The sequence below is a fragment of the Clostridium sp. chh4-2 genome (assembly GCF_002899675.1).
Classification (GTDB): domain Bacteria; phylum Bacillota; class Clostridia; order Lachnospirales; family Lachnospiraceae; genus CHH4-2.
In genome coordinates, this window is sequence record NZ_PKUU01000035.1 from 1 (window position 1) to 26,103 (window position 26,103).

The window sequence follows — 26,103 nt, forward strand, 5'->3', positions numbered from 1 at the left end:
ATGATAAGAGATAGGGGATCGTTTGCAGCCCCTATCTCTTATCATGTCCGCCGCCCGCCCAGGTTCCCCCTTCTTTCCGGCTGTTGCTTGGCTAGCTGAGGATAAAAAAGATTTGGTGGATGGTAGAGTAAATTTTTATATCAAGCGTGAAGGCTTTTTCAGAAATCCCTTCACCATTTAATGTAAAGGGTGAGGTCTTTTCGCAAAATGCCTTGACGATTAAAGTAAAACCTGAAGGCATTTCTGAAAATCCCTTCATGATCTATGCAAATTTGGATTTACATAAATACCAATGCAATAACATTGTTTTTAACCAGGCTAGCGAAAACCAGCAAAGAACCAGGAGGCGGAGCCGGAAGGAAACGATCGGAGGGAGAGCCGGACCGGGGAAGAACAATACGGACAAATGGGATCGTATGGAACCCCTTTAGAACTACTTAGACCCGTAAGGACAGAACGAGGCAGGTAAAAACTGATTTCCGTCTCAGTTTTTAAAGCGCCGTTGAGCAGCGAAGTCATCAAGAGTTCACTGCGAATGGCGCTGGCCTGCCTCGTTCTGCCCTTACGGGTCTAAGTAGTTCTAAAGGGGTTCCATACGATCCCATTTGTCCGTATTGTTCTTCCCCGGTCCGGCTCTCCCTCCGATCGTTTCCTTCCGGCTCCGCCTCCTGGTTCTTTGCGAACCTTTCGCCAACTACGTTAAAAAACAACTTACTGCGTCGCCCTTTGGTTAAAACTAATTTCCTGGTCCTCCATCCGGGGCTGCCGGGGGTGTGGACGGTGATACATATCCGGGGCCGATCTGAGAGATATCGCTGCCAGAACTTTCAGGTTCAGATGGTTGGTTCGGATCTACTACAATTGCGGCTCCGGTGTGAATATCACAGTAGCCGGGCATTGCAAATACAGAATCGTCTGTCTGGCCTGAATCCGGCGGAACCGACATAAATGTGGCGGAAATGCGTTCCGGACAGAATTCGGTTGGAAGCCGTCTGGACTCTGAACATACCGTAGCACGTATATGGTTGTTGCATACTTCGGTAGGAACCGTTCCTTTGGCGAAATACTCGGTATATACCGCGTTTCCTCTGGGATCTGCGTCACATACGCCTGATATAGCTAACTTGCCTGATTTCCGGCATATCTGTGCTGTTTCTATGCTGTCTGGAACCGGGAATCCCGGATCATCCATACCTTCGTGGACACGGGTCATAATCTTGCGCCAGATGTCTTTGTGGAAAGATGTCCCTCCGTTTTTTGAAGTTAGTTTTTGGTTGCTGTCACATCCGGCCCAGATACCTGCCGTATAATATGGTGTAAAGCCTACGAACCAGATATCATTATTGCTGCTGGTTGTACCACTTTTACCTGCATTTGACATGCCCGGAATGTTTGCTCTGGTACTGGTGGAAGAAACATTGGTTCCGGAGCGGGCAAACTTTCGGTTGCTTACCATGGAATCTGCCATGGCGTCGGTGAGCAGGAATGCTGTGGAATCCTTCAATGCCTGATGTGTCTCCGGTTCATTGTTGATTAACACTTTGCCGTTGCGGTCCAGAATCTTCGTGAAGAAAATGGGTTTTGTATAAACACCGTGGTTGGCAATCGCAGCATAAGCGGCGGTTAATTCCAGGTTTGTAACACCGTCTGTAATTCCGCCCAATGCGGTAGCCGCATTCAAATCGTTGGAAGTCAGAGTGGTGATGCCCAGGTTCTTTGCATATTCCACGCCGAGCTGCGGGGTGACTGTTTCCATCATACAGCGCACGGCCACAATATTCATGGAATAAATGATGCCGTCACGAATGCTGGAATATCCCAGATAACCCTGACTGTACCAGTTGGAAAATGTTTTTGTGCCTACGGTATAAACCGAATCGTAATATACGGTACCCAGCGTAGCGCCGCAGGCATCTAAAGCGGGTGCAAATGCAGTGATAATCTTAAAAGTGGAACCCGGCTGCCGCTTTGTATTGCTGGCCCGGTTTAATGTCAGGCTGGCAGTTTTTTCGCCTCGGCCTCCGCAGATCGCTTTTACCTGTCCGGTTGCCTGATCCATGATAACAAAAGAAGCCTGGGGCTGAAGCGTTTTTGTCAGCTTCTCACCAATTACGGTGTCGTCGGTTTTAAGGACATAAGCTTTATAATTTTCGATTTCTGTCTGTATCTGTTCTTCGCTGTCATATAAACCGTCATAAGAAGTATCACCGACCACAGTCTTTTTCCAGGTCTTCAGACCTTCTTCCGAATAGTGCTGTGTGGTACCGTCTCCATGGGTGACGGAGAGCCTGTATTCGATGGAATATCTGGCTGCTGTGTAGTTTTCCGGATTGTTGATCTCTTCGTCCACGATCGCCTGAATATCCGGGTCCTGAGTGGTGTAAATCTCAAGGCCGCCGCTGTAGAGAAGATTGTGGGCCTGAGTTTCCGTATAACCTAATTTTTCTTTTAGCGTTTCTTTTACCTGGGCGGTCAGTTCATCGGTGAAATAGCTGTAAGGAGTGGTCATTTCCTTTGTGATTAGATCCACGTTCTGTATTCTGGAATATACGTCATCGGCCAGGGCTTCTTCCTGCTGTTCTTTGGAAATATAGCCTTGCTCAAACATGTACTGAAGAATGATTTTACGCCGTTCTTCATTCCGTTCCCTTCCGGTGATCGGATTCATATGGGCCGGGTTTTGCGTAATTCCTGCGATGACGGTGGCTTCCGAAAGTGTGAGATCGGAAACATCTTTGTCAAAATACCGCCTTGCGGCAACCTTGACGCCAAGGGTATTGTTGCCTAAGTTGATGGTATTCAAATAATTGGTAATGATCAGTTTTTTATCCATGGTTTTTTCAAGCTGGAGGGCCAGATACTGTTCCTGGAATTTACGTTCCAGTTTGGCTCCGAAGCTTGTTTCATTACCGCCGCCGAAAACATTGTTTTTAATCAGCTGCTGGGTCAGGGTACTTCCGCCGCCTTTGTTCTTACCCATAAGAACTCCGGTAGCAGCACGCATAATGGAACGGATGTCAATTCCGTTATGTTCCCAGAAACGGGAATCTTCTATCGCTACAAAGGCGTTGATAAGATCCGGTGGGAGTTCATCATAAGTTGCCTCCTGGCGGTTGGATCCTGCAGTTACGAGGGTGTCCGTGACATTTCCCTTGCTGTCATAAACGGTGGTCGCATAGCCGATGGGGACGATGCTTTCTACGTCTACGTCAGGAGAATTGTCAATAATTCCTTTCATCATACCAAATCCAATACTGCCGATCATGACTACAGCGAAGATACACATGACAAAGCAGGCTTTAAAAAAACCGAGAAATAATTTGGACGCATATTTCTTAGCTTTGGAATTGGCTGAACGTATCTTACGTTCGGTTTGTATTTTTCCGTAATTCATAGGAGTCCTCCTCTATACCGGATCATTATAACAAATATGTTCCAACAATTCAACCAGGCCTCTTCGAATTAAAAGTTTTGTAAAGTGCTGGTTAGACCGGTGTATCTATGATATATTAGTATGAGTTAAAAATGGTATATTTATGAATTTCAGGAGAATGAATCTATGACCGAAAGTTATAAAATCTTATACGAAGGCGGAGAAGGGGAGCTGGTGGAGAAAAAATCCCGTTTTATCGCCACCACCAGGCCTGTGGAATCCGAAGAAGAGGCCACATTATTTATAGAAGAGATGAGAAAAAAATATTGGAATGCCAACCACAACTGTTTCGCTTATGTGATAGGGGAACTCCATCAGATCAAACGCTGCAGCGATGACGGGGAGCCGTCGCAGACAGCCGGAAAGCCTATGCTGGACGTGCTTTTAGGCGAAGACATTCACAATGCCTGTGTTGTGGTAACCCGCTATTTCGGCGGAACTCTTTTGGGAACCGGCGGCCTGGTGCGGGCTTATTCCAAATCCGTTCAGGAAGGGATTAAAAACAGCAGCATAGTTGAGAAAAAGCTGGCCAGAAAAATAGAGATCGGAACCGATTATAATGGCATCGGAAAACTTCAATATCTGGCAGCACAGAGAGGCCTGGCTGCCTTGGACACCTCCTATACGGACACGGTCACCGCAGAATATCTTGTTCCGTCAGGGCAGGTGGAAGAGTTTAAAACTGCGGTAACGGAAGCGACAAACGGCAAAGCGAAAATTAAGGAATCCGATCCCTTATATTACGGTTTGCTGGAAAAAGAGATAATATTATTTTAAGTTTAGAAGGGAAGAACATCATATGAATCAAATATTTAACCCAAAAGATTACGGCGCGGCAGGAGACGGAAAAACGCTGGATACGAAAGCGATTCAGACCGCTATTGATAAAGCGGGGGAATGTAAAGGAACGGTTCATGTTCCGGCAGGCACTTACTTGACCGGTTCACTATTTTTGAGAAGCCACATGGAGTTTCATATGGAAGAAGGAGTTGTGCTTTTAGGTACTTTGGATGAATCCGCCTATCCGTTTATCTTTTCCAGAGTTGCCGGAATTGAGATGGAATGGCCGGCCGCAATCCTCAATCTTTACGAATTGGAAGATGTGAAGGTCACGGGATTCGGAACGATAAACGGCCAGGGAGAATTTTGGTGGGATAAATACTGGGGGCCGGACAGAACCGGCGGTATGCGGAGGATCTACGATGCCAAAGACCTTCGCTGGGTGGCGGACTATGACTGCACCAGACCCAGAAATCTTCTTGTTTTCCGCTCTAAGAATATCGTTCTACAGAATTTTACCAGCAAAAAATCTGCATTTTGGAATGTTCATATCTGCTACAGCGAGCAGGTCCATGTGGATGGAATTACAGTAAAAGAAAATGAAGGCCCGAGCACAGATGGCATTGACATTGATTCCAGCAGATATGTGTTGGTGGAAAACTGTACCGTTGCCTGCAATGACGACAACATCTGCATCAAATCCGGCCGGGATGCGGACGGGCTGAGAGTTAACTGCCCTTCGGAAGAAATCGAGATCAAAAACTGCCGTCTGCTGGTGGGCGCAGGCGTCACTTTAGGCAGTGAAACTTCCGGAGGAATCCGCAATGTTTTCATTCACGATAATGAATTTCTGAATACGGACTGTGGCTTCCGCATGAAATCTGCCATGACAAGGGGAGGAATTCTGGAAGATATCAGAGTGGAGAACCTTACGATGATAAATGTGCGCTACCCATTCAGCTGGAATCTGAACTGGCATCCAAAATACAGCTATTGCGAGCTGCCGGAAGGATATGAGGGGGAGATACCTGATCATTGGAAGAAGCTGCTGGAGAAAGTGTCTTATGAAAAGGGAATTCCAAAAGTGCGCAACATCACTGTCCGCAATGTAAAAGCCACGATGAAGCCTGATTATCGAGACGGATCCCGTGCATTTGACATAAATGCCTATCCGGAGAAGCCGATGGAGAATATCCTCTTTGAAGATGTCGATCTGGATGTAACGGAATTTGGCCGCATTGCTGTGGTGGAAAATATTGTCTGGAAAAACGTAAAGTTTAAAGTAGCGGGTGAAAATGATGCTGAAAAAGATACTTATGATGTGAGATAATCCACATATTATCTGAAAAGAAAAAAGCTTGAAATCTTATGTAAAATAGGATTTCAAGCTTTTTTTCGTTATATAGCCGGGTAAGGAGAAGATCAGCAAAAATACAGATGTTTTTCTAACGGGCACACAGCCGCTGTGACTCTTCACTGCCTGTCAGAGCTTTTTTTAGATAATCTGCGGCCAAAGCCCATTTTTTATCATCCACATATTGTTTTGGAATCAAATTGCTGCCGATCCCGACCCCAATATAGCCTTGGTGGAAAAATTCCTGCATATTTGACGGGCTGACCCCGCCGACTGCAATATATTCGGTACCGCTAAAAGGCCCTTTCAAACTTTTCAGATAGTTAGACGGCATACAGCCGGCAGGAAAGAGCTTCATCAAATGAAATCCATATCTCATACAGAGTGCCACATCAGATGGGGTCATAACGCCCGGAATCAAAGGAACAGACAGTTGACTGCAGTAATTCAGTGTTTCTTCGGATACGGAAGGAGTTAAAAAAAACTGGGCACCAGCTAAGAGAGCATTATGACAGTCGGTGAGGGTGAGAACAGTTCCTGCTCCGATTACTGCGTCTTTTGGAAGTTTTCTTTGCAGAAAATCAATCTGTTTGGCTGCATTTTCCGTATTCATAGCCACTTCAAACAGACGGATTCCTCCAAGATAGGCGGCATTGGTATAATCTTCAAGGATATTATCCGGAATTTTTCTTAAAATTGCGCAGACCGGGTTCTTATTTATCATATCTACTATGTTCATATTCTATATTCCTTTCATCGAAAAATGTCAGACTGGTTATTCAGTACGGAATTCATTATCCTCAGCGTGGGATACCCTTCCGTATCCCCATAGGTCTCTGTGGCCAGCGCGCCAGCAATTGCCCCCATCCGTCCGCATGTGGCCAGATCTTTACCTTCCAGTATGCCGCAGAGAAATGCGGAATCAAACGCATCTCCGGCGCCAATGGGATCGATACAGCAGCATGGATGCGGTAAAACCTGAACTTGTTCCTTTCTGTTCGCGATGACAGCACCGTTTTTTCCGTCTTTAACAGCGACATAACTTGCACGGCCATTGGTAAAGAGAAGATCGAACAGGCGTGCATGCTGTGCTGTTTGGAACAGCATTTCCGCTTCATCCAGTCCCATCAGCACAATATCGGCACGGAGAAGAAGTTCTGTGACCATACGGGTATAATCCTTGCCCAGCCATAGCTTTTTTCGGATGTTAGGGTCAAAACTGAACAGAGTGCCATTTTCTATTGCTATGGAAACACAGGCCTTTACAGCGTCTTCGCAGCTTTTGCTCAGCACAGGGGTAATTCCCGTGGTGTGAAAAATTTCTGCAGAAGCGATGAGTTCCGGGTGTATGATCTGTTCGTTTATGTGGCTGGCCGCAGAGTTTTCCCTATAATAGAAAACGGAAGTTTCATCAGCCGTTCTCATCTGTTTGAACATGATACCGGTTTTGAAATTCTTATCATAATGTATATGACTGGTGTCTACGCCTTCTGCCCGGATACTGTTTTCTATGTAATGCCCGAATTCATCTTCGCCTAATGCGCTGATCCAGGCGGCAGAATGTCCAAGCTTAGCCGCGCCTATGGCAACATTGCTTTCCGCACCGGCTATACGGCTTTCGAAGCGGCGTATATAACGGAGAGGGCCGGAAGAAGCTGGGACGAAAGAAACCATAGTTTCACCAAGGGCTACAATCTCGGTCATAAATTCACCTCCTACATCAGGATTCCATCTTTGAAGATGGAGATGTCTCGGTAACCTGACAGTTCATTTTTTGTTCTGATCTGCCCGGACGCTGTTTTAATAACATAGGAAAAAAGCCGTTTCCTTTCCGCATCGAAGGAAGAGCCTTCCAAAAGGAAACCTGCGTTAAAATCGATCCAGCCTTTCTTATGAAGGGCGAGCCCTGTATTAGAGGAGATTTTAATGGTAGGTGCCGGAGCGCCGAAAGGGTTGCCATTTCCTGTGGTAAACAAGATCAGGGTGCATCCGCTTGCGGTCAGATTCGTGCAGGATACGGCGTCGTTACCGGAACCATTTAAAAGGTTTAATCCGCTGTGTATAGGATAGTCTCCGTAAGAGAGTATATCTGTAACCAAAGAAGTTCCGCCTTTCTGGATGCATCCTAAAGATTTTTCTTCCAGCGTGGTGATACCTCCTTTTTTATTGCCCGGGCAGGGATTTTCATAAATAGGCTGGTTATAGCGCATAAAGTAGAGTTTAAAATCATTGATTAACGACACGGTTTTATGAAAAATTTCTTCAGAAGCCGCTCGGTTCATCAGTTCCTGCTCCGCACCGAACATTTCAGGCACCTCAGTTAAGAGACAGGTACCGCCTTTTTGAATGACCAGATCCGCTATTTTGCCGCATAGAGGATTAGCGGAAACTCCGGAAAATGCATCAGAACTGCCGCATTTAAAGCCGATCTGCAGTTTCTCTAAAGGGAGAGGAATGCGTTTGGCATGGGAGGCGTAATGCGTTAGTTCATCTAAAAGCCTTAAACCTTCCTCATACTCGTCCTCGCAATTTTGAGTAACTAAGAACTTCACCCGTTCCGGATTATAAGTTCCAAGAACCGGCAAAAAGTCATCCAGATTATTATTCTCACACCCCAGGCTGACAACTAAGACCCCGCCGGCATTAGGATGATTGATCAGGCCGCGCAGAAGTTTTTGTGTGATAAGATGGTCCTCCCCTAACTGGCTGCAGCCGGAATTGTGAGGAAATGAGAAGATTCCGTCCACACGGCTTCCATACAATAACCGGGCCTTTTCTTCCAGGATTCGGACTGTCCGGTTCACACAGCCCACCGTGGGAATGATCCATACCTCATTGCGGGTACCGGCTCGTTTATCCGGCCTGAGGTATCCTTCAAAGGTGTCGGTAAGAACGGACGGCATCTCTGATGCAGGGGTTACGGGATGATATTGGTATTCGGTGATCCCATTTAATCCGGTGCTCATATTATGAGAGTGCACATGATCACCAGGGTGAATCGTTTCTGTGGCCCGGCCGATGGGAGTTTTGTATTTTATTACGGATTCTCCTTCTTTTATCAGGGAGACGGCTACCTTGTGGGCTTTTGGTATCTCGGAAGTCACGGTTATGTCCTGGCCGGCAATTTTGTATACATGGTTTGGCAAAAGATCGGTAAGAGCGATGGCCACATTATCGTCTTCCTGTATTTTTAATAGGTTTTCATACTGCATATTTATAGTCCTTTCGTAATTGCTCAGTACGCTAACAATTACATCCTTTCTTTTTTAGTGACTGCAGACAGGCAGAAAACAAAAAGGATAAGACTGCATATAAGTTATGGATCATTTAGGGAATTGGAATAAAAATTTAAATCAATAGGGATAGGATATAAGAATCGGTGTCAATTGACTGCTAGATTTAAATGGATTTGTTTATACTCTACCACGGTTTTCTAAAAACTACAATCCCTAAAGTTAATATTGGAAAAATATGGAAATTTCCATCTTTTCGAAAAAAACCAAAAAGAACCAAAGAACTTATTTTTATATCATTAATTATGCAAAACATACAAGAAAAGACAAAAAAATACCTGTAATATGACGAATATTTCAAAAAATATTGATTTCTAAATACCGCTAAACTATCATAAAAGCAGGGATAAGATACATGTTGCATATAGGTAGTCAATTGAAAATGGATTTATTTTACAAGAGAAAGGAGTATTCTTTTTGGACCAGAATGTGATTTTAGAGGTCAGAGGCGTCAGTAAATATTTTCCGGGTGTCCAGGCATTAGGAGGCGTAGACCTGGATATAAAAAAGGGAGAGGTTCATTCAATTGTGGGTGAAAACGGCGCAGGCAAATCCACGCTTATGAAGGTTCTCACCGGAGTGTATAAGCGGGATGAAGGGGAGTATTATTTTGAAGGAAAACCGGCTGTGTTTCAAAATATACATCAATCCATTGAACTAGGGATCAGCTGTATTTATCAGGAATTGACCATAGTTCCCATGCTGGATGTAGCGAAAAATTTATTTTTAGGTAATTTGCCGGTGAATCAGTATGGATTTGTGGATTATAAGAAGCTGTATCGGGATGCCCAGGAGGTTTTGGATCTTTTGGGAATGGATTTGTCTCCCAAAACGATTGCCAAAGACCTTTCTGTTGCTCAGCATCAGATGATTGAAATTGGGCGGGCGGTTTCCAGAAAAGCGAAGGTGATAATCATGGACGAGCCCACATCCTCCCTTACCGGCAATGAAACTGCGGTTTTATTCCGTGTGATCCGTTCCCTGAAGGAGAAAGGAATCGGTATTTTCTACATATCTCATAAGCTGGAAGAAATTATACAGATATCCGACAGAATATCCGTATTCCGGGACGGGAAAAAGATTATAACCTTTCCAAATGACAAAAATGTGAGTCAGGATATGATAATCGGCCACATGATAGGAAGAAAAATTGAAAACTACTATAACAAGCAGAAGGTGGAAAAGGGAGAGGTCGCTCTGGAGGTAAAAGGGCTGACGAGAAAAGGCGTATTTGAAGACATCAGCTTTCAGGTGAAAAGGGGGGAGGTGTTAGGATTTTTTGGACTGGTGGGAGCAGGGCGCTCAGAAGTCATGACAGCGTTGATGGGAATAGAAAAAACAGACGCCGGAGAGGTTTATATTGACGGAAAAAGAAGAAAGCTGAATTCTCCTGCGCAAGCAATTGGCGCCGGCATCGGTTTTGTGCCGGAAGACAGGAGGCAGCAGGGGCTGATTTTGCGGCTCAGCGTTCGATTTAACGCGATGATTATAAAAATGAATGAAATTGCCAGGTTTGGAATTACAAGAATGCAGGAGGAAAACAGGATAGCCAATGAGTACAGGGAATATCTCAATATAAAAACTCCGAATCTGGGAAAAACGGTCGGCGAGTTGTCCGGCGGCAATCAGCAAAAGGTTGTAATTGCAAAATGGCTGATGATGAGCCCTAAGATTCTGATTTTGGACGAGCCGACAAGAGGCATAGACGTGGGAGCGAAGACGGAAATCTATCGTCTGATCAATGAACTGGCTGCAAAAGGGGTGGCGGTCATCGTCATCTCTTCAGAGCTTCCGGAGGCATTGGGTCTAAGTGACCGGATTATTACCATGTCAGAGGGACGCATGACCGGAGATATGGAAATTGACAAATGCAGCAGCCAGACCGTAATGGAAGCCGCGCTGGGAGGTAGAAAGCATGAACAGGAAAGGACTTGAAAAAATTGACTGGGCGAAAAATATCCGATTGATTGTGCTGTTAGGAGGAATTATTCTGCTTTTGGCAGCCCAATGTATTCACAGCCCGGCAATTTTAAAGAGCGGAGCTTCCGCCTATAATTATTTGATAAAAATTATTCTGGCGGTGGGAAGCACGGCGCTGATTGCCAGCGGAGTGACCTTTGTAATTATCAGTGGAAATAACGATCTGTCAACCGGATGTATGATGCAGTTCGCGGCATCTATCGCATGTGTGGTAGGAAATAAGTATTTTGACTTGTTCGGTGAAAATACGGTTTCCGTGATTTCCATCCTCACTCCGGTGGCGGTATGCATGGTTTTGGGGATGATAAACGGAATTTTAGTGGGTGTATGCGGGCTGAATGCCTTTGTATGTACCTTGGGAATGGCTTATATTATCCAGTCCATCCATGTTTTATATAACGGTGGAGGAACCGTTTACCCGAAAAGCCTTGCGATATTCCGTTTTATCGGAAAAGGGAGGATAGCAGGGATCATACCATTTCCAATCGTATTTATTACGCTTGTATTTTTAATTCTCGGATTCATCCTGCATAAAACGACTATTGGAAGAAAGGTGTATGCGGTAGGCGGCAATCCTACTGCCTCACGTTTTTCCGGCATAGATTCCAAACGTATGATTGTGTTTGTATATATGATTTCAGGAATGATGTCCGGGGTAGCAGGTGTATTTATCGCTTCCTATACGGAATCAGGGGATATGCTGATGGGAGTGGGAAAAGAATTTGATGCGATTGTGGCGGTTGTTTTAGGAGGCGCACTGCTGACCGGTGGAGCGGGAGGCATGATAGGAACGGTTTTGGGCTCTTTGTTTTTGGGAGTTCTGGCATTGTTCTATGTGCAGTTTAATGTCAATATCAATGTGCAGTGGGTAATCAGAGGCGCGCTGATGCTTGGGGTTATTCTGATGAACGGATTAATTGACAGAAAGCAGGGAGGGAAGAAATCATGAAGCAAAAAGAACTCTCCTTAAAAGAATCCGGTAATTTTTTGATGAGGAATTGTGTTTATATTATCTGCATTCTGTTGCTGATCATACCCGGTTTCTTTTCAAAGACTTATCTTTCCGCAGCGTCTTTGACGACTTTGAGTAAAAATGTGTCTGTATGGGGGCTCATGGCCATTGGAGTTTCCTTTGTCATGCTTTTGGGCTGCAATGATCTGTCAATCGGAATGATCGTGTCCATGCTTACCGTGATTGGAGTGATTACATCCAATAAGATCGGTCTGATTCCGGCCGTTATATTCGTAGTGGCAGGCGGCGTTCTGGCCGGAATTTTCAACGGGATAATTGTAGGAAAGCTGGGAATGAACCCATTTATAGCAACATTGGGAAGCCAAATGGTTTTTAAAGGTGTTGGCCTTGTCGTCAGCGGCGGGCAGCCGGTATTCAGCTATAATAAAACCCTGGCAGGCCTTTATGATATGGAATTATTGAACCTGGGATTTATTACAATTACCCTTCCATTCGCGGCCCTGATTATCGTTTTGGCAGCAGCCAGCATACTGCTTAAATACACGAAATTCGGGCAGAGCGTTTATGTGGTTGGAGGCAATAAAGAGGCGGCTGCGCTGTCCGGTATCAATACGACCAGGGTGACGGTTATCTGCTATATTATATCGGGCTTATGTGGGGCGATAACATCACTGTTTATAATAGCGCTCAATTCAGCCGGGAATGGGGCTGTTGGGGAACGGTATTCGTTGCAGACGGTAGCGGCCTGTGTGCTGGGCGGACTGGCGATGACAGGCGGATATGGCAACGCTTTCCGCGCATTTCTCGGAGTATGCGCGATGCAGCTGATCCAGAAGGTATTGTATCAGGTGGATGCATCGCTGGCAAACCTTCAGATTGGTATTATCGGAATTATATTGGTAATGTTCCTTCTTTTCAATAAGGCATCCATTGAAAAGAAAAAAGATTAAAAAGATATATGTGTTTGCGGCCGCGCTGTTCCCTAAACACATGGAGAAAAAACAGCGCAGAAAAGAGGAGAGATATGAGAAAAAGAGCAGCAGCTTTATTTATGGTATTTTGTTTGACAGCAGCATTAGCCGGTTGTGGCACCAATGGGGGAAAAGCCGAACAGACGGCAGCCGAAAAGACTACAGAAGTTCAAACGGCAGCTTCATCTGAGGAAAAAACGACGGAAGCAGCGGATGCGTCACAGACGCCGGCAGCAGAACGTCCGATCGTATGCCTTCTGATGAGCAAGACCACCTCTGCATACAGCGGAGCCTATTTTTCCAACTTTAAGGAAAAAGCGGTGGAGTATCCGGATGTGGAATGGATCGCTTTTGATGCCCAAAACGATCCAACACTTCAGGCCCAGCAGGCAGAGGAAGCCATCGCCATGGGAGCTGCCTGTATTATGATGCAGCCCATTGATGGAACGGCTCTGATTGCCGCCGCTAAAAAGATATCGGAGGCGGAAATTCCTCTGGTCATCTGCAATAAAAAACTGACCGAGGAAGGCGAACCGTACTATACCTGTTATTTTGGGCCGGACTGCTATCTGGAAGGCCAGCTTGCTGCCGACCTGCTTCATGAAAAATATCCGGACGGATGTAACTATGTTCATTTAGGGCAGGATACGTCGGATGAAGTCGGGCGTCTGCGTTTGGCCGGATTTGAAGATCAGGCAGCTGAAAAAGACTATAAGTTTGAATGCCTTGGAGTATCTCCATCCTGCAATTGGTCCGCTGAAAACGGAAAGACCTATATGGCGGCATTTTTAACAAAATTTTCTGGGCAGATTGACGCGGTATGGGCCATCGACGATGCAGTTGGATATGGAGCTCTGCAGGCAGTGCAGGAAGATTTATCAGGAGAAAACGAAAAGGTGCAGATTATATCTGTCGGAGGGCAGGAAGCTAATCTGAATGCGATCAAAGAAGGAAAGAATTATCTGGGCACCATCTATCAGTCTCCGATTTTAGAGTCAGACGGAGCGATGAAAATCGTTAATGACATTGTGATTAATCAAAAGGTGCCTTCAGAAAAGAGCATATCCATGGAACTGCCGGTGATCACCGTTGATAATGCCGGCGAGTATCCTCCGGCTTATTAATAAAACAGATAAATATTTAGAAAGGACAAAGGGCTCGAATAGAATGGACAAGAACTGCATGTATTGTGATAAAGGTGAGGAACTCAGGCAGATAATGCTGCCGGTCTGCGAGATAGAAGGATTTCCGCTTTATCTTATGAAAAACCAAACATATTATGGGAGAGTTGTGCTGGCCTGTGATGAGCATATAGGTAAAATTGCCGAAATGGAAGAGAAAAAATGTAGTGATTTCTTTCATGCAGTTCAAAAAACTGCTGCCCTGATGACGGAAGTATTTCGCCCGGGGCAGGTGAATATCGGAATGTATGCGGATAAAATGAGCCATCTTCACTGCCATATCACTCCCAAGTATCCGGATGGGCCGGATTGGGGCGGAATCTTCCAGATGAATCCGCAGCCTCCTGTAATTCTTACAGATGATGAATATGAAAACATGATACATAAAATCAGAGATGCGGCCGGGATATATGAGAACGCATTCAAGAGCCGGGGGGATGCCGTATGCTGATCGATTTTCCGAAAGTAAGCGGTGTAATCGTACAGGGAATGGACCAGGTACGGATTCCAAGAATGGTTACCATCCGGCAGATTTACGACAGCTCTGCGATCGGGGATATACCGGAACACATTCGCAGCCGTATGAAGTGGGAACTTAAAAATCCGGAATGGTTTGCAGGGAAAAGAATCTGCGTTACTGTGGGCAGCAGGGGAATACCTCATCTGGATGTAATTGTAAAGACGGTCTGTAACCAGCTGAAGGCGTGGGATGCCAAACCGTTTCTGATTCCCGCCATGGGAAGCCATGGCGGGGGAACCGCAGAGGGACAAAGCGGGATTTTAGCAGGCTACGGCATCACAAAAGAGAGCATGGGAGTTCCGGTTATGGCCTCCATGGAAGTGGTCCAATATGGGGAACTGTCCAATGGCACACCTTTATACTGCGACAAACTGGCATTTGAATCGGATGGTATTGTGATTCTGAACAAAGTAAAACCCCATACGGATTTCAGGGGGGAACATGAAAGCGGCCTGGCAAAAATGATTGCTATCGGCTTGGCAAAACATATCGGAGCATCCGCATTTCACCTGCAGGGATTCAGTGAATTTTCAAAACGGGTTCCCGAAGCGGCCGAAATATTTCTTAAAAAGGCTCCGGTAGCATTTGGTATCGGCCTGGTTCAAAACGCATACGATGAAATCTGCGCAATTGAAGCGGCAGAACCGGAAAAAATTATGGAAATGGATAAAGAGCTGCTGGCGTTGGCAAAACAGCGGCTGGCAACCTTTAAATTTGACAGTTTGGATGTGCTTGTTATTGATGAAATCGGCAAAAATATCAGCGGTTACGGACAGGACCCCAATGTGACGGGGCGGGCCAATGGATCGGACGAATCCTTCCGTCACATTTTAGAGCTTAACAAAATGGTTATTTTGGGGGTGACGGAGCAGAGCCATCACAATGGTTCGGGAATTGCGGAAGCAGATGTTACGACTCTTCGCTGTATGAGGGGGATTGACTGGGCGCAAGTGTGGACAAACCTCATCACCTCCACTGAGATTCAGGGATGTAAGATGCCCATGTACGCTGACTGCGACAGAGATGCTGTTTTACTGGCAATCAGAAGCTGCAGCGGTGTGGATTTTTCAAAGATACGGATGGCCCATATCAGAAACACGTCCGAACTTCATGAGATTGAGGTTTCAGAGGAATTGTACCGTTTGATAAAGGACAGGAAGGATATTGAACTGGTCCGCGGTCCGCATGAGCTGATATTTGACCAGGATGGATATCTGATTAACACCGGGATTGATAATTCAGATGGGGTGTGAAGAAAATAGCAGAACCGAGAGGCAATATGGAATATAAGTATCTATATCAGAATATTTACAACAATTTAAAGCAGGAAATTGTGAGCGGAACCTATGAAACTGGATGCTTTCTTCCCACGGAACGAGAACTATGCCAACGTTTTTCCGTGGAGAGAACCACGGTCAGAAGAGCGCTTGATTTCCTTGTGAAGGACCGGATGGTGGAGAAATATCCCGGGATGGGAAGTAAAGTGATATACAGCAAAAACCGGGAAACTTCCAGGATTATCAGCACAGGAGGGGATTCCATCGGCATATTTATGGTGGAAAAAATCGGAAGTGATAAAAGAATTACAGAACCTTATTATTCCGATCTGTTTTATTACCTCGCCCAGGAATGCTGTGAGAGGGGACTGCAGCTGGTCTCTTATCCGATCCATGAAAATACCAATATCGAGGACATCATCAGAAGAAATAATTTTCTGACTGCTGTTTTTGTCACAAAGGTTCCTAAAAATATGATCCGGCGCGCTGCCGCCTGCAATATTCCGGTTCTTTTGGTAAACGAGTTATATGAAAACTTTTCAACCATTCAGCATGATTATTTTTCCTCAGCTAGTATGGCTATGGAATACCTCTATGAAAACGGACACCGGCGGATTGCCGTTTTACGGGGGCCGGACGGCTATCTGGCGACAAGAGATGAGCTTGCAGGAATTCACGACTCTATCATACGGCTCAAGATGAAGCTGTATAGGGACTGGATCGTCGAAGGCGACTGGACGATGCAGAGCGGCTATAACAGGACAAAAGAATTATTCACAAGCTGTCCTAAGAAGCCGACCGCAGTTTTTGCCTGTAATGACATTATGGCTATCGGAGCGATTCAGGCGCTCCGGGATTTAGGGATGTCGGTTCCGGAAGACGTGAGCATTATAGGAATGAATAATATGGAACAGCTGCAGTTTTTAGAGCCGGATTTAACCACAATTGACGGCAATACCTCGCATTTTGCAAAAGTTATCACAGAGCTGGCCTACAAAAATGCTCTTGTGCAGAACCATATGGGAGTAAAAATTGTAATGCCTGTGAAATTGGTGATCCGGGGAACTGTAAAACCGCTTATAAAGGAACCGGAAGACCGTCCGGCAGAACGGAGGAAGGAATGAATTCAAGGGAAAAGGTGAAAAAGCTGTTAAATAGGGAAATAACGGACGGCATAGCCATCGACTTTGGAGGAATGTCGTCCAGCGGAATCAGTGCGGTTGCTTATGCAAAGCTGGTAAAGGCGCTGGGACTTCCTGAACGTATGATAAAGATAAACGATATTTTTCAGCAGACCGCTCAGCCGGACCTGGATGTAATCGAGGCGCTGGGAGGGGATTTTGTACAGGCCCTGCCCATGCGCCTGCGCTTTGGCATCAGTTCTAAATCATGGAAGGAATCCGTAATGACGGATGGAACGCCTTGTCTGGTGCCGTCTGAACTGAATCCGGTTACGGATGAGAAGGGTAACAAGTATATCTATGTAAACGGGATTCCCTATGCGTGTATGCCGGCGCATGGATTTTATTATGACCAGACCGCTCATTTGCTGGAGGATGCGGAAGAGGTTTCAGATCTGGAAGGTTATCCTCCTCCCCTGATGGAAGAAGATGAAATTGAATTTATTAGGGAAGAGATTGAAGAACTCTACTGCAATACGGATAAGTCCATCGTATTCCGCCTTGGCGGCAGCGTGTTTGAACAGGGACAGAGAGATTTTAATTATGAGAATTTTTACTGCAATCTAATAGTTAATAAGGAAATAATGCATGCATATTTCCGGAAACTGACAGATTCCTATCTGCAGAATCTAAAGAACCTGCTTCCTCTTGTGGGAGATAAAATTCAGGCAGTCCAGTTTTTTGACGATTTGGGAGCCCAAAGCGGGCTTCAGATCTCCGTGGACACCTATCGGGAAATGATTATGCCGTATCATAAAGAGATGTATTCCTACATTCATGATATATGTCCCGAGGTAAAGGTACTTCTTCATTGCTGCGGAGGAATTTTTGACCTGATCCCATCGCTGATAGAGGCAGGGGTGGACCTGCTCAATCCGGTACAGGTCAGCGCAGTGGGAATGGACCCGGATCGGCTAAAAGAAGCATATGGAGACCGGATCATATTCTGGGGCGGGGGAGCGGATATGCAGGATTTTGTGCAGAAGACTGATGATTTGGAGGCTGTGCGGGAACATGTGGACGGTCTGATTAAAGCGTTTTCAAAGGACGGAGGATTTATATTCACCCAAATCCACAATATCCAGTACGATGTGCCGCCGGAAAAAATTATTGCAATTTATGAAACCGCAAAAAAATATAAAGGGTAGAGGAATAGAAGAATGAACAGTACAGGTAAATTAGCTAATAAAAACGTAGTAATCACAGGAGCGAGCAGCGGCATGGGAGAGGCAATAGCCAGAACTTATGCGAAAGAAGGCGCAAATCTGTGCCTGATCGCCAGAAGCAAAGACCGGCTTAAAACTCTTTGTGAAGAGCTGGAAAAGCAGGGGATACAGTCTGTATACTATGCGGCCGATCTTTTAAATCCGCAAGAGGTGGACGCGGCGGCGGAGTTTGCGCTTAAAACATTTGATAAGGTGGATATTCTGGTAAACTGCGCGGGTCTTGGAATCTTCCATTCATTTGGAGAATATTCCGTGGATGAATACAATACGACGATGGATCTGAATGTGAGAGCCCTGTTTCTCATGACTCAGAAAATAGCTGTCAAAATGAAAGAACAGCGGCAGGGACAGATTATCAGCATTGGCTCCATGGCCGCTGTAAAGGACGCGGCTAATAACAGCGCATTATATTTTGCATCCAAATGGGCGCTGATGGGGCTTCACCGCTGTATGGCATTTGAGCTGATGGATTATGATATCCGGGTGACTCTGCTGAATCCGGGAAATACAGACACAAAATTCAGGCCTGACGCCGTGGGACAGCATCCGGAATGGATACAGGCCCAGGATATAGCTGATGCCGCTTTGTATGTAGCAGCTTCATCTTCCAATATATCAATTCACGAAATCAATGTCTCTCCGACGAACATCGGCTGGAACATTATTAAATAGAAGAAAGCGGCCGTTTATGATAAGGAAAGGGTTTTATGCGGTGGATAAAGGAGACGATGTCGCAACCGCACTGGGAGATATGGAGAACGGTTCAGGAGACGTATTCGGCGCGTGTTCCATGAAAATAGAGATAAAAGAAACGATAGGGTGCGGGTTTAAGATAGCTTTACGCGATATAGAAAAAGACGAAAAAATATATAAGTACGGAGTCTGTATCGGAAAAGCAAAAACCAGTATTGAAAAAGGGACACTGGTTCACAGTCATAATCTGGCAAGTCTGTATGATGTAAGGAGCGGAGGTTTTGACACAAATACGGCGGTTCCTAAAGATATTGAATACTGCTTGCGGTAAGCGGAAGGTGCGGGAACATGGAAAAAACTTGTGAAATCCGGGGATTTATGAGAAAAGACGGCAGAAAAGGAATCCGAAATAAAGTCCTGATTCTCTATACGGTCAGTTGTGCGGCGCCCACAGCCAGAGGGATAAGGGCCTGTTTTGAGAAAAATGATAACATTGACGTGCTCGGAAGCGAAGGATGCCGCACAAATGATTTGATGAGAAAAAAATTGACGGGATTTGCTGTCCATCCCAATGTGGGAGCAGTTTTAGTTGTTCAAAATGGCTGTGAGGAAACGGATGGAGCCGAAATCGTAAAAGCAGCAGCGGACAGCGGTCGTCTGGCTGAAAGGATTTTGATTCAGGAATATGGAAGCAGGAGAGCTACAGAGGCAGGAAGGCTCATTGTCAGCCGCTTTATACAGGAATTGAAACATACGCCCACAGCGCCTGTTGATCTGTCTGAGCTGGTTTTTGGCATAGAATGCGGAGGCTCTGATTTTACCAGCGGACTGGCTGCCAACCGGCTGGTAGGAGAATTTACGGATTATATCACCGGGCATGGAGGAACCGTAATCTTTGAGGAAATGTATGAAGCTATGGGACTAAAATCCCTTTTGACCGGCCGCTGTGCTTCCGATAAGGTCAGGCAGCAGATAGCTGCCACTTATGATAAGTTTTACCGTCATGCAATGGAAACGGACCAGTTTTCCATCTCACCCGGCAATATCAGGGGCGGGCTCACAACCATTGAAGAAAAAAGCATGGGAGCGGTGGCAAAAAGCGGCACCGTCCCCATTGAGGGAGTTCTGAAAATAACCCAGCAGCCTGCCCACCCTGGCCTTTGGCATCTGGACTGTATGGCGGACTCGGAATTAAACTGCGGTTTTTCTATCTCAAACGATGCCAGCAGCACTTTGATGTTTTTGCTCAGCGGAGCCCATATGACTCTTCTGACCACAGGGCGCGGTCATGTGATCAGCAATCCGGTCGGACCGGTAATCAAACTGACCGGCAATCCGGATACATATGAAAGGCTGAAGGAGGATATTGATTTTAACGCGGGAGTTCTTTTGACCGGAGAAAAAAGCAGGCCTGAGGTATTGGAAGATTTTTTAAAACTGATAGTGGAAACCGCCGGCGGAAAAAGATGCAGAGGAGAACTAAATGGGCACAGCGAGGGAGTACTGAATTATGAGGTACAGTTTTAATCGGGAGATGCAAATTCATGATAAACGGATATCGAAGAAACAGTAAAGCGGCAGGGATAAGAAATAAACTGCTGGTTTTGTATACGGTGAACTGCAGCGCGTTTATTGCCCAATCGATTGGCAGGAAGCTGCGTCAGGCCGGGCTGGATGTGGATGTAGCGGGAAATGAAAGCTGCTATGACAATCAGTCCATGGTGGACCAGTTGCTCCGTCTTTCCATCCATCCCAATGTAGGAGCTGTTCTGGTGGTTGGGCATGGATGCGAGTTCATTCAGGCGGATAAAATAGCGGAGTTTGCAAAACATCACGGACGGGAAGCGGAAATGATTTATGGACAGCAGTTGGGAACCCGCGAAGGCATTGAAAATGGAGTGAAACTAGGCTATGAGCTGGCAGGAAAGCTGAAGAAGGTGCAAAAAGAAGTCGTCAGTTTAAACGGTATGGCCATCGGCCTTTCCATATCAGCCTGTGACGAAACAGTTTTTAGCTGTCTGCCTTTATTGGAAGCGGTATTAACCAGTCTGATGTCCCAAGGTGCTGCCATTCTGCTGGCGGACCATTATTTATGCGGTCTGCATCTGGATGAAGCGGAAAAAAACAGCCCGGATGCGGCAGAATTAAAAATGAAAGTTGAACGCTGCTTTACACCTCACTTGTCCGGTTTCTTTAAAGAAAAGAAAACGGCTGTAGAGGCATATTTGATGAAATATTTAGCCGGATGCGTGAAGTTGGCGCAGATTCCGCAGGGCCCTGGTATCTGGTTTTCTGATGCTCTCCAGGATTATGGTGTGATGAAAGGTCCTTTAAACGGCGGTGTGGCGGGGGAACTGATGCAGTATGCGGGAAATGGTGCGGTTCTGAATCTGATGCTTACCGGCAGAGGGACTCCGGTAAGCAGTGTGGTAACGCCCACTCTCATTATGACGGGAAATAGAAATACAAAAGAGAGAATGCGGGAAGATGTGGATTGGTTTATCGATCCGTCTCAGGAAACGACGGCACAGATTCTGGACCTGATTGCCCGGACTATGAGCGGAGCGCTTACCTGCCCGGAGAAAAATGGACAAGATCATGCGCTTCTGTTTCAGAATGCGCAGAACAGGAGGAGCTGCGATGGCTGTATGGAAAAATGACGGTGAGCTGTTTGATATGATGAAAGAGGTTTTATATACGGCTGTGGTCGGTGACATTATGGATGAAATGGGATATATACACCAATTTCTTCCTCCCGATATCCGGCCCCTGGATCCGGCATTTGTTTTGGCCGGCCGGGCTATGCCAGTACTGGAAGCGGACGTGACAAAAGAGCTGAAGGGACACAACCCGGTGCTGTCGGGAAAATTTGGTCTGATGCTGGAAGCGCTCGACAGTTTAAAAGAACACGATGTTTATATATGCAGCGGTTCCAGTCGGTCATATGCCCTGGTAGGAGAGATCATGGCTGCCAGAGCACACCAGCTGAAATCTGCCGGGGCGGTTGTCAACGGCTATATCAGGGATACCAATGGAATTTTAAAGCTGGACTACCCTGTATTTTCCTGTGGAAGCTATGCCCAGGATCAGGCGCCCAGAGGAAAGGTAATCGATTATAACGTCCCGGTTCTGTTCGGTGATGTTACCGTCAGCCCCGGAGATATCATTTTTGGAGACATTGACGGAGTGGTGGTGATACCGAAAGAAATTGAATCAAAGGTGACGGAAAGGGCATATCAAAAAGCGGTAGGGGAAAAGCTGGTTTTGAAGGAAATTATGGCTGGAAAAACTGCAGCAGAAACATTTGAGGAATACGGTATTATGTAGTGATAAAATTGTTGAAAGGCCGAATTGTGATAATTTTCATGAGTTTTGAGAACTATTTTACGGTATAACTGTATTCCGACCAAAAGCTTGAAATCATATTTTATATGAGATTTCAAGCTTTTTTCATGTTATGGCCGCTGTAAATAGAAGAAGTTCATCGAAAAAACTCAATTTTTTAAATTATTTGTTGCATTACTTCCTTTATGATGTTATACTGACTAATTGTTAAAATGGAATTGTATGAACATTTTTGAGAAAGAAGAGAAGATTTTATATGAAGATGAAGAGAGAAGATGTAAGAAACGTTGCAATTATCGCCCATGTAGACCATGGCAAGACAACTCTGGTTGATGAATTGCTGAAGCAGAGCGGAGTTTTCCGTGAAAACCAGGAAGTTGCAGAACGTGTTATGGACTCCAACGATATTGAAAGAGAACGCGGTATTACTATTTTATCTAAGAATACGGCCGTATTTTATAAAAATACGAAGATCAATATTATCGATACTCCAGGACATGCGGATTTTGGCGGAGAAGTGGAACGTGTCCTTAAAATGGTAAATGGTGTAATTCTTGTAGTAGACGCTTATGAGGGCGCTATGCCTCAGACAAAATTCGTTCTGAGAAAAGCCCTGGAACTGGATCTGCCTGTCATCGTGTGCATCAACAAAATCGACCGTCCGGAAGCGAGACCGACGGAAGTTATTGATGAGATCCTGGAACTGTTTATGGATCTTGACGCATCCGACGAGCAGTTGGACTGCCCGTTCATTTACGCATCTGCAAAATCAGGATATGCAAAGAAAGAACTGGATGACGACAATGTGGATATGAGCGCACTGTTCGAAACAATTGTAGACTATATTCCCGCTCCGGAAGGAGATCCTGACGCAAACACCCAGGTCTTAATCAGCACCATCGATTATAACGAATATGTTGGACGTATCGGCGTAGGTAAAGTGGATAATGGAACGATCAAGGTAAACCAGGAATGCGCTTTGGTAAACCATCATGATCCTGACAAATTACGCAAGGTAAAGATCGGAAAACTCTATGAATTTGACGGCCTCAACAAGGTAGAAGTAAAAGAAGCCACAATCGGCGCTATCGTGGCTATCTCAGGTATTACAGATATCCATATCGGAGATACCCTTTGTTCCCCGGAAAGCCCGGAAGCGATTCCGTTCCAGAAGATCTCTGAACCGACTATTGCTATGAACTTCATGGTAAACGACAGCCCGTTAGCAGGCCAGGAAGGTAAATATATTACATCCAGACATATCAGAGAACGTTTATTCCGCGAGCTGAATACAGATGTCAGCTTGAGAGTGGAAGAGACCGAGTCTCCTGACTGCTTTAAAGTATCGGGCCGCGGCGAGCTGCATTTGTCCGTATTGATTGAAAATATGAGAAGAGAAGGTTTTGAATTTGCGGTAAGCAAAGCAGAAGTCCTCTATCATTACAACGACAGAAACCAGAAATTAGAGCCGATGGAACTGGCTTATATTGATGTGCCGGAAGAATTTACAGGTTCCGTAATCCAGAAGCTGACCAGCCGTAAAGGCGAACTTCAGGGTATGAGCCCAGCCAACGGCGGCTACACCAGATTGGAATTCTCCATTCCTGCAAGAGGCCTGATCGGATACCGCGGCGAGTTTATGACTGATACCAAAGGAAACGGTATCATGAACACAATTTTCGACGGATACGGCCCATATAAAGGTGATTTAAACTACAGAAAAACAGGCTCTTTGATCGCTTATGAAAGCGGAGAATCCATTACCTACGGTTTGTTCAATGCACAGGAACGTGGAATCCTGTTTATCGGAGCCGGCCAGAAAGTATACTCCGGCATGATCGTAGGCCAGAATCCTAAGGCCGAGGATATCGAAGTAAACGTCTGCAAAACAAAGAAACTGACCAATACACGCTCCTCCAGCGCCGATGAGGCATTAAAACTCACCAGCCCTAAGGAAATGAGCTTAGAGCAGTGCTTGGAATTCATCGACACAGATGAACTTTTAGAGATCACCCCAAGCAGTCTCCGAATCCGAAAGAAAATTTTGGACCCAACAATGAGAAAACGCTCTTCCTTCAAAAAATAAATTTTAAATCTTTATTTAGTTAACTAAGAAACGCCGGAAAGAAGGGGAAACCTGGGCAGGCGGCGGAACTGATAAGAGATAGGGGATTCGAGTTTCGACCCTAAGAGGTACTAAGGCCGTCAGAAACGGAAAAAGGCAGCACGGCGCCATTCGCGATGAACTCTTTATGACTTCATCGCTCAAGGGCGCCTCAAATACTGATTCGGAATTCAGTATTTGTCTGCCTTTTTCCCTTTCTGACGGCCAAGTACCTCTAAGGGTCTGCAAACGATCCCCTATCTCTTATCAGTTCCGCCGCCTGCCCAGGTTTCCCCTTCTTTCCGGCTGTTGATTGGCTAGCTGAGGATAAAAAAGATTTGGTGTATGGAGTAGTAAGTTTTACATCAAGGGTGAAGGCTTTTTCAGAAATGCCTTCACCATTTAATGTAAAGGGTGAGGTCATTTTGCGAAATGCCTTAACGTTTAAAGTAAAACCCGAAGGTATTTCTGAAAATCCCTTGAAGATTAATGTAAATGTGATGCCACATAAATACCTATGCACCAATATTGTTTTTAACCAGGCTAGCGAAAACCAGCACGGAATCGGGAGGCGGAGCCGGAAGACGAAGGTCGGAGGAGCTGTCCAGGCCGGGGAAGGAAGATGCAGCCAAATGGGATCGTATGGAACCCCTGTAGAGCTACTTAGGTCCGCAAGGACAGAACGAGGCAGGTAGAAACTGAATTCCGAATCAGGTTCTAAAGCGCCTCTGAGCAGCGAAGTCATCAAGAGTTCACTGCGAATGGCGCTGGCCTGCCTCGTTCTGTTCTTACGGGTCTTAGTAGCTCTTAGGGGCGAATCCCGAATCCCATTTGGCTGCATCTTCCTTCCCCGGCCTGGACAGCTCCTCCGACCTTCGTCTTCCGGCTCCAACTCCCGATTCCGGGCGTACCTTTCGCCAAATCTGTTAAATAACAATTTAGCTAAATCCTCTCCGGTAGCGAAATGGACAGATATTTGTCGACCTCTTTTTAGTATATAAAAAGAATATGGGGCATAAACATATTATTAGCGATAACGCAAATAAGGGAAAGTAAGAGGAGAGAAATACTATGTCAGAAAAAACGATTGAAAACAACAAAGTAAGCGTAATTGGAGAGATTATCTCAGGATTTACATTTAGCCACGAAGTATTTGGAGAAGGGTTCTATCTGGTGGACGTAGCGGTGAACCGGCTCAGTGAGCAGGCAGATGTAATACCGCTTATGATTTCAGAACGTTTGATCGATGTGCATGAGAATTATGAAGGATGTACCATTGAGGCCATTGGACAGTTCCGGTCCTATAACCGTCATGAAGGAGTGAAGAACCGCCTGGTTTTATCAATCTTTGTGAGAGAAATAAATTTTCTGGAAGAATTTACAGATTATACGAAAACAAATCAGATCCTGTTGGACGGTTATATCTGTAAAGTTCCTGTATATAGAAAAACACCGCTTGGACGGGAGATTGCAGATCTTTTGCTGGCAGTAAACCGGCCGTATGGAAAATCAGATTACATACCGTGTATTGCATGGGGACGAAACGCCAGATATGCTTCTGCATTTGAGGTAGGAACCAGAGTCCGTGTCTGGGGAAGAGTTCAGAGCCGCGAATATACGAAAAAAATTAATGAAGTTGAATGCGAAAAGCGTATCGCCTACGAGGTTTCAGTGAGCAAGCTGGAATGTGTGGAATAAAGAGAAATTGATTGTCCCAGGATCCCGGATTCAGTAGAACTTGCAAATCAAGTAAAACTGTGGTAATATAAGCAGGTTCTAAGGTAACTTGTCG

At 45.5% G+C, this 26,103-nt stretch carries 23 protein-coding genes; 18 read left to right on the plus strand and 5 right to left on the minus strand.

Going from position 1 to position 26,103, the window contains the following annotated elements:
- Positions 1-257 precede the first annotated feature (257 nt).
- Positions 258-431, plus strand: a complete 174-nt coding sequence (locus C0033_RS27265) for a hypothetical protein (protein WP_180994890.1) — start codon at positions 258-260, stop codon at positions 429-431.
- A 305-nt stretch (positions 432-736) separates the two neighbouring features.
- On the opposite strand, the gene C0033_RS24925 is transcribed toward C0033_RS27265, so the two are convergent.
- On the minus strand, positions 737-3,394 hold the full coding sequence (locus C0033_RS24925; RefSeq protein ID WP_103230564.1) for a transglycosylase domain-containing protein: 2,658 nt from the start codon (positions 3,392-3,394) through the stop codon (positions 737-739).
- 165 nt (positions 3,395-3,559) lie between these two features.
- On the opposite strand from C0033_RS24925, the gene C0033_RS24930 reads away from it, so the two are divergent.
- Positions 3,560-4,210, plus strand: coding sequence for a YigZ family protein (locus C0033_RS24930; protein ID WP_103230565.1), 651 nt, complete (start codon positions 3,560-3,562; stop codon positions 4,208-4,210).
- A gap of 22 nt (positions 4,211-4,232) precedes the next feature.
- A complete protein-coding gene (locus tag C0033_RS24935) occupies positions 4,233-5,543 on the plus strand; it encodes a glycoside hydrolase family 28 protein (RefSeq protein ID WP_103230566.1) in 1,311 nt (436 codons plus the stop codon).
- Between the two features lie 115 nt (positions 5,544-5,658).
- Here C0033_RS24935 and C0033_RS24940 read toward each other — a convergent pair whose 3' ends face one another.
- Genes C0033_RS24940 through C0033_RS24950 form a run of 3 tightly spaced genes read right to left on the minus strand, consistent with a single transcriptional unit; the run spans position 5,659 to position 8,779 of the window.
- Positions 5,659-6,306: a bifunctional 4-hydroxy-2-oxoglutarate aldolase/2-dehydro-3-deoxy-phosphogluconate aldolase gene (locus C0033_RS24940; protein WP_242984593.1), complete on the minus strand. Its 648-nt coding sequence runs from the start codon at positions 6,304-6,306 to the stop codon at positions 5,659-5,661.
- Between the two features lie 14 nt (positions 6,307-6,320).
- Positions 6,321-7,271 (minus strand): sugar kinase, encoded by a 951-nt coding sequence (locus C0033_RS24945; protein WP_103230567.1) that lies wholly within the window; start codon positions 7,269-7,271, stop codon positions 6,321-6,323.
- A gap of 11 nt (positions 7,272-7,282) precedes the next feature.
- Positions 7,283-8,779 carry an altronate dehydratase family protein gene (locus tag C0033_RS24950; protein ID WP_103230568.1) on the minus strand — a complete coding sequence of 499 codons (1,497 nt, stop codon included), beginning with the start codon at positions 8,777-8,779 and terminating at the stop codon, positions 7,283-7,285.
- 498 nt (positions 8,780-9,277) lie between these two features.
- Between C0033_RS24950 and C0033_RS24955 the strand changes: the two genes are divergently transcribed.
- From C0033_RS24955 to typA, 14 genes are all read left to right on the plus strand, one after another.
- On the plus strand, positions 9,278-10,795 hold the full coding sequence (locus C0033_RS24955; protein WP_207656893.1) for a sugar ABC transporter ATP-binding protein: 1,518 nt from the start codon (positions 9,278-9,280) through the stop codon (positions 10,793-10,795).
- Positions 10,776-11,789 carry an ABC transporter permease gene (locus C0033_RS24960; RefSeq protein ID WP_103230569.1) on the plus strand — a complete coding sequence of 338 codons (1,014 nt, stop codon included), beginning with the start codon at positions 10,776-10,778 and terminating at the stop codon, positions 11,787-11,789. The genes C0033_RS24955 and C0033_RS24960 overlap by 20 nt, the downstream gene beginning before the upstream one ends.
- Positions 11,786-12,763: an ABC transporter permease gene (locus tag C0033_RS24965; RefSeq protein WP_103230570.1), complete on the plus strand. Its 978-nt coding sequence runs from the start codon at positions 11,786-11,788 to the stop codon at positions 12,761-12,763. The genes C0033_RS24960 and C0033_RS24965 overlap by 4 nt, the downstream gene beginning before the upstream one ends.
- 74 nt (positions 12,764-12,837) lie before the next feature.
- Entirely contained in the window at positions 12,838-13,908 is a 1,071-nt protein-coding gene (locus C0033_RS24970; protein WP_180994891.1) for a sugar ABC transporter substrate-binding protein, read from the plus strand.
- Positions 13,909-13,951: 43 nt separating this feature from the next.
- Positions 13,952-14,416 (plus strand): HIT family protein, encoded by a 465-nt coding sequence (locus tag C0033_RS24975; protein WP_103230572.1) that lies wholly within the window; start codon positions 13,952-13,954, stop codon positions 14,414-14,416.
- The gene (locus C0033_RS24980; protein ID WP_103230573.1) at positions 14,410-15,738 is read left to right on the plus strand and encodes a lactate racemase domain-containing protein; all 1,329 of its coding nucleotides are present in this window, start codon (positions 14,410-14,412) and stop codon (positions 15,736-15,738) included. Before C0033_RS24975 ends, C0033_RS24980 begins: the two co-directional genes overlap by 7 nt.
- Before the next feature lie 26 nt (positions 15,739-15,764).
- Entirely contained in the window at positions 15,765-16,886 is a 1,122-nt protein-coding gene (locus C0033_RS24985; protein ID WP_103230574.1) for a GntR family transcriptional regulator, read from the plus strand.
- Positions 16,883-18,091 carry a uroporphyrinogen decarboxylase family protein gene (locus C0033_RS24990; RefSeq protein WP_103230575.1) on the plus strand — a complete coding sequence of 403 codons (1,209 nt, stop codon included), beginning with the start codon at positions 16,883-16,885 and terminating at the stop codon, positions 18,089-18,091. The genes C0033_RS24985 and C0033_RS24990 overlap by 4 nt, the downstream gene beginning before the upstream one ends.
- Positions 18,092-18,103: 12 nt before the next feature.
- Positions 18,104-18,841, plus strand: coding sequence for an SDR family oxidoreductase (locus C0033_RS24995; RefSeq protein ID WP_103230576.1), 738 nt, complete (start codon positions 18,104-18,106; stop codon positions 18,839-18,841).
- A 16-nt stretch (positions 18,842-18,857) separates the two neighbouring features.
- Entirely contained in the window at positions 18,858-19,193 is a 336-nt protein-coding gene (locus tag C0033_RS25000) for a UxaA family hydrolase (protein WP_146043813.1), read from the plus strand.
- Positions 19,194-19,210: 17 nt separating this feature from the next.
- Positions 19,211-20,389, plus strand: coding sequence for a UxaA family hydrolase (locus C0033_RS25005; RefSeq protein WP_103230577.1), 1,179 nt, complete (start codon positions 19,211-19,213; stop codon positions 20,387-20,389).
- Between the two features lie 17 nt (positions 20,390-20,406).
- Complete coding sequence (locus C0033_RS25010) at positions 20,407-21,522, plus strand: UxaA family hydrolase (protein ID WP_103230578.1); 1,116 nt, start codon at positions 20,407-20,409, stop codon at positions 21,520-21,522.
- Positions 21,503-22,189 (plus strand): RraA family protein, encoded by a 687-nt coding sequence (locus C0033_RS25015; RefSeq protein ID WP_103230579.1) that lies wholly within the window; start codon positions 21,503-21,505, stop codon positions 22,187-22,189. The genes C0033_RS25010 and C0033_RS25015 overlap by 20 nt, the downstream gene beginning before the upstream one ends.
- Positions 22,190-22,463: 274 nt before the next feature.
- Complete coding sequence (typA, locus tag C0033_RS25020) at positions 22,464-24,293, plus strand: translational GTPase TypA (RefSeq protein ID WP_103230580.1); 1,830 nt, start codon at positions 22,464-22,466, stop codon at positions 24,291-24,293.
- A gap of 253 nt (positions 24,294-24,546) precedes the next feature.
- Here typA and C0033_RS27270 read toward each other — a convergent pair whose 3' ends face one another.
- Positions 24,547-25,059 (minus strand): hypothetical protein, encoded by a 513-nt coding sequence (locus C0033_RS27270; RefSeq protein ID WP_180994892.1) that lies wholly within the window; start codon positions 25,057-25,059, stop codon positions 24,547-24,549.
- A 323-nt stretch (positions 25,060-25,382) separates the two neighbouring features.
- Here C0033_RS27270 and C0033_RS25030 point away from each other — a divergent pair, with 323 nt between their 5' ends.
- Positions 25,383-26,009 carry a single-stranded DNA-binding protein gene (locus C0033_RS25030; protein ID WP_103230582.1) on the plus strand — a complete coding sequence of 209 codons (627 nt, stop codon included), beginning with the start codon at positions 25,383-25,385 and terminating at the stop codon, positions 26,007-26,009.
- Positions 26,010-26,103 lie beyond the last annotated feature (94 nt).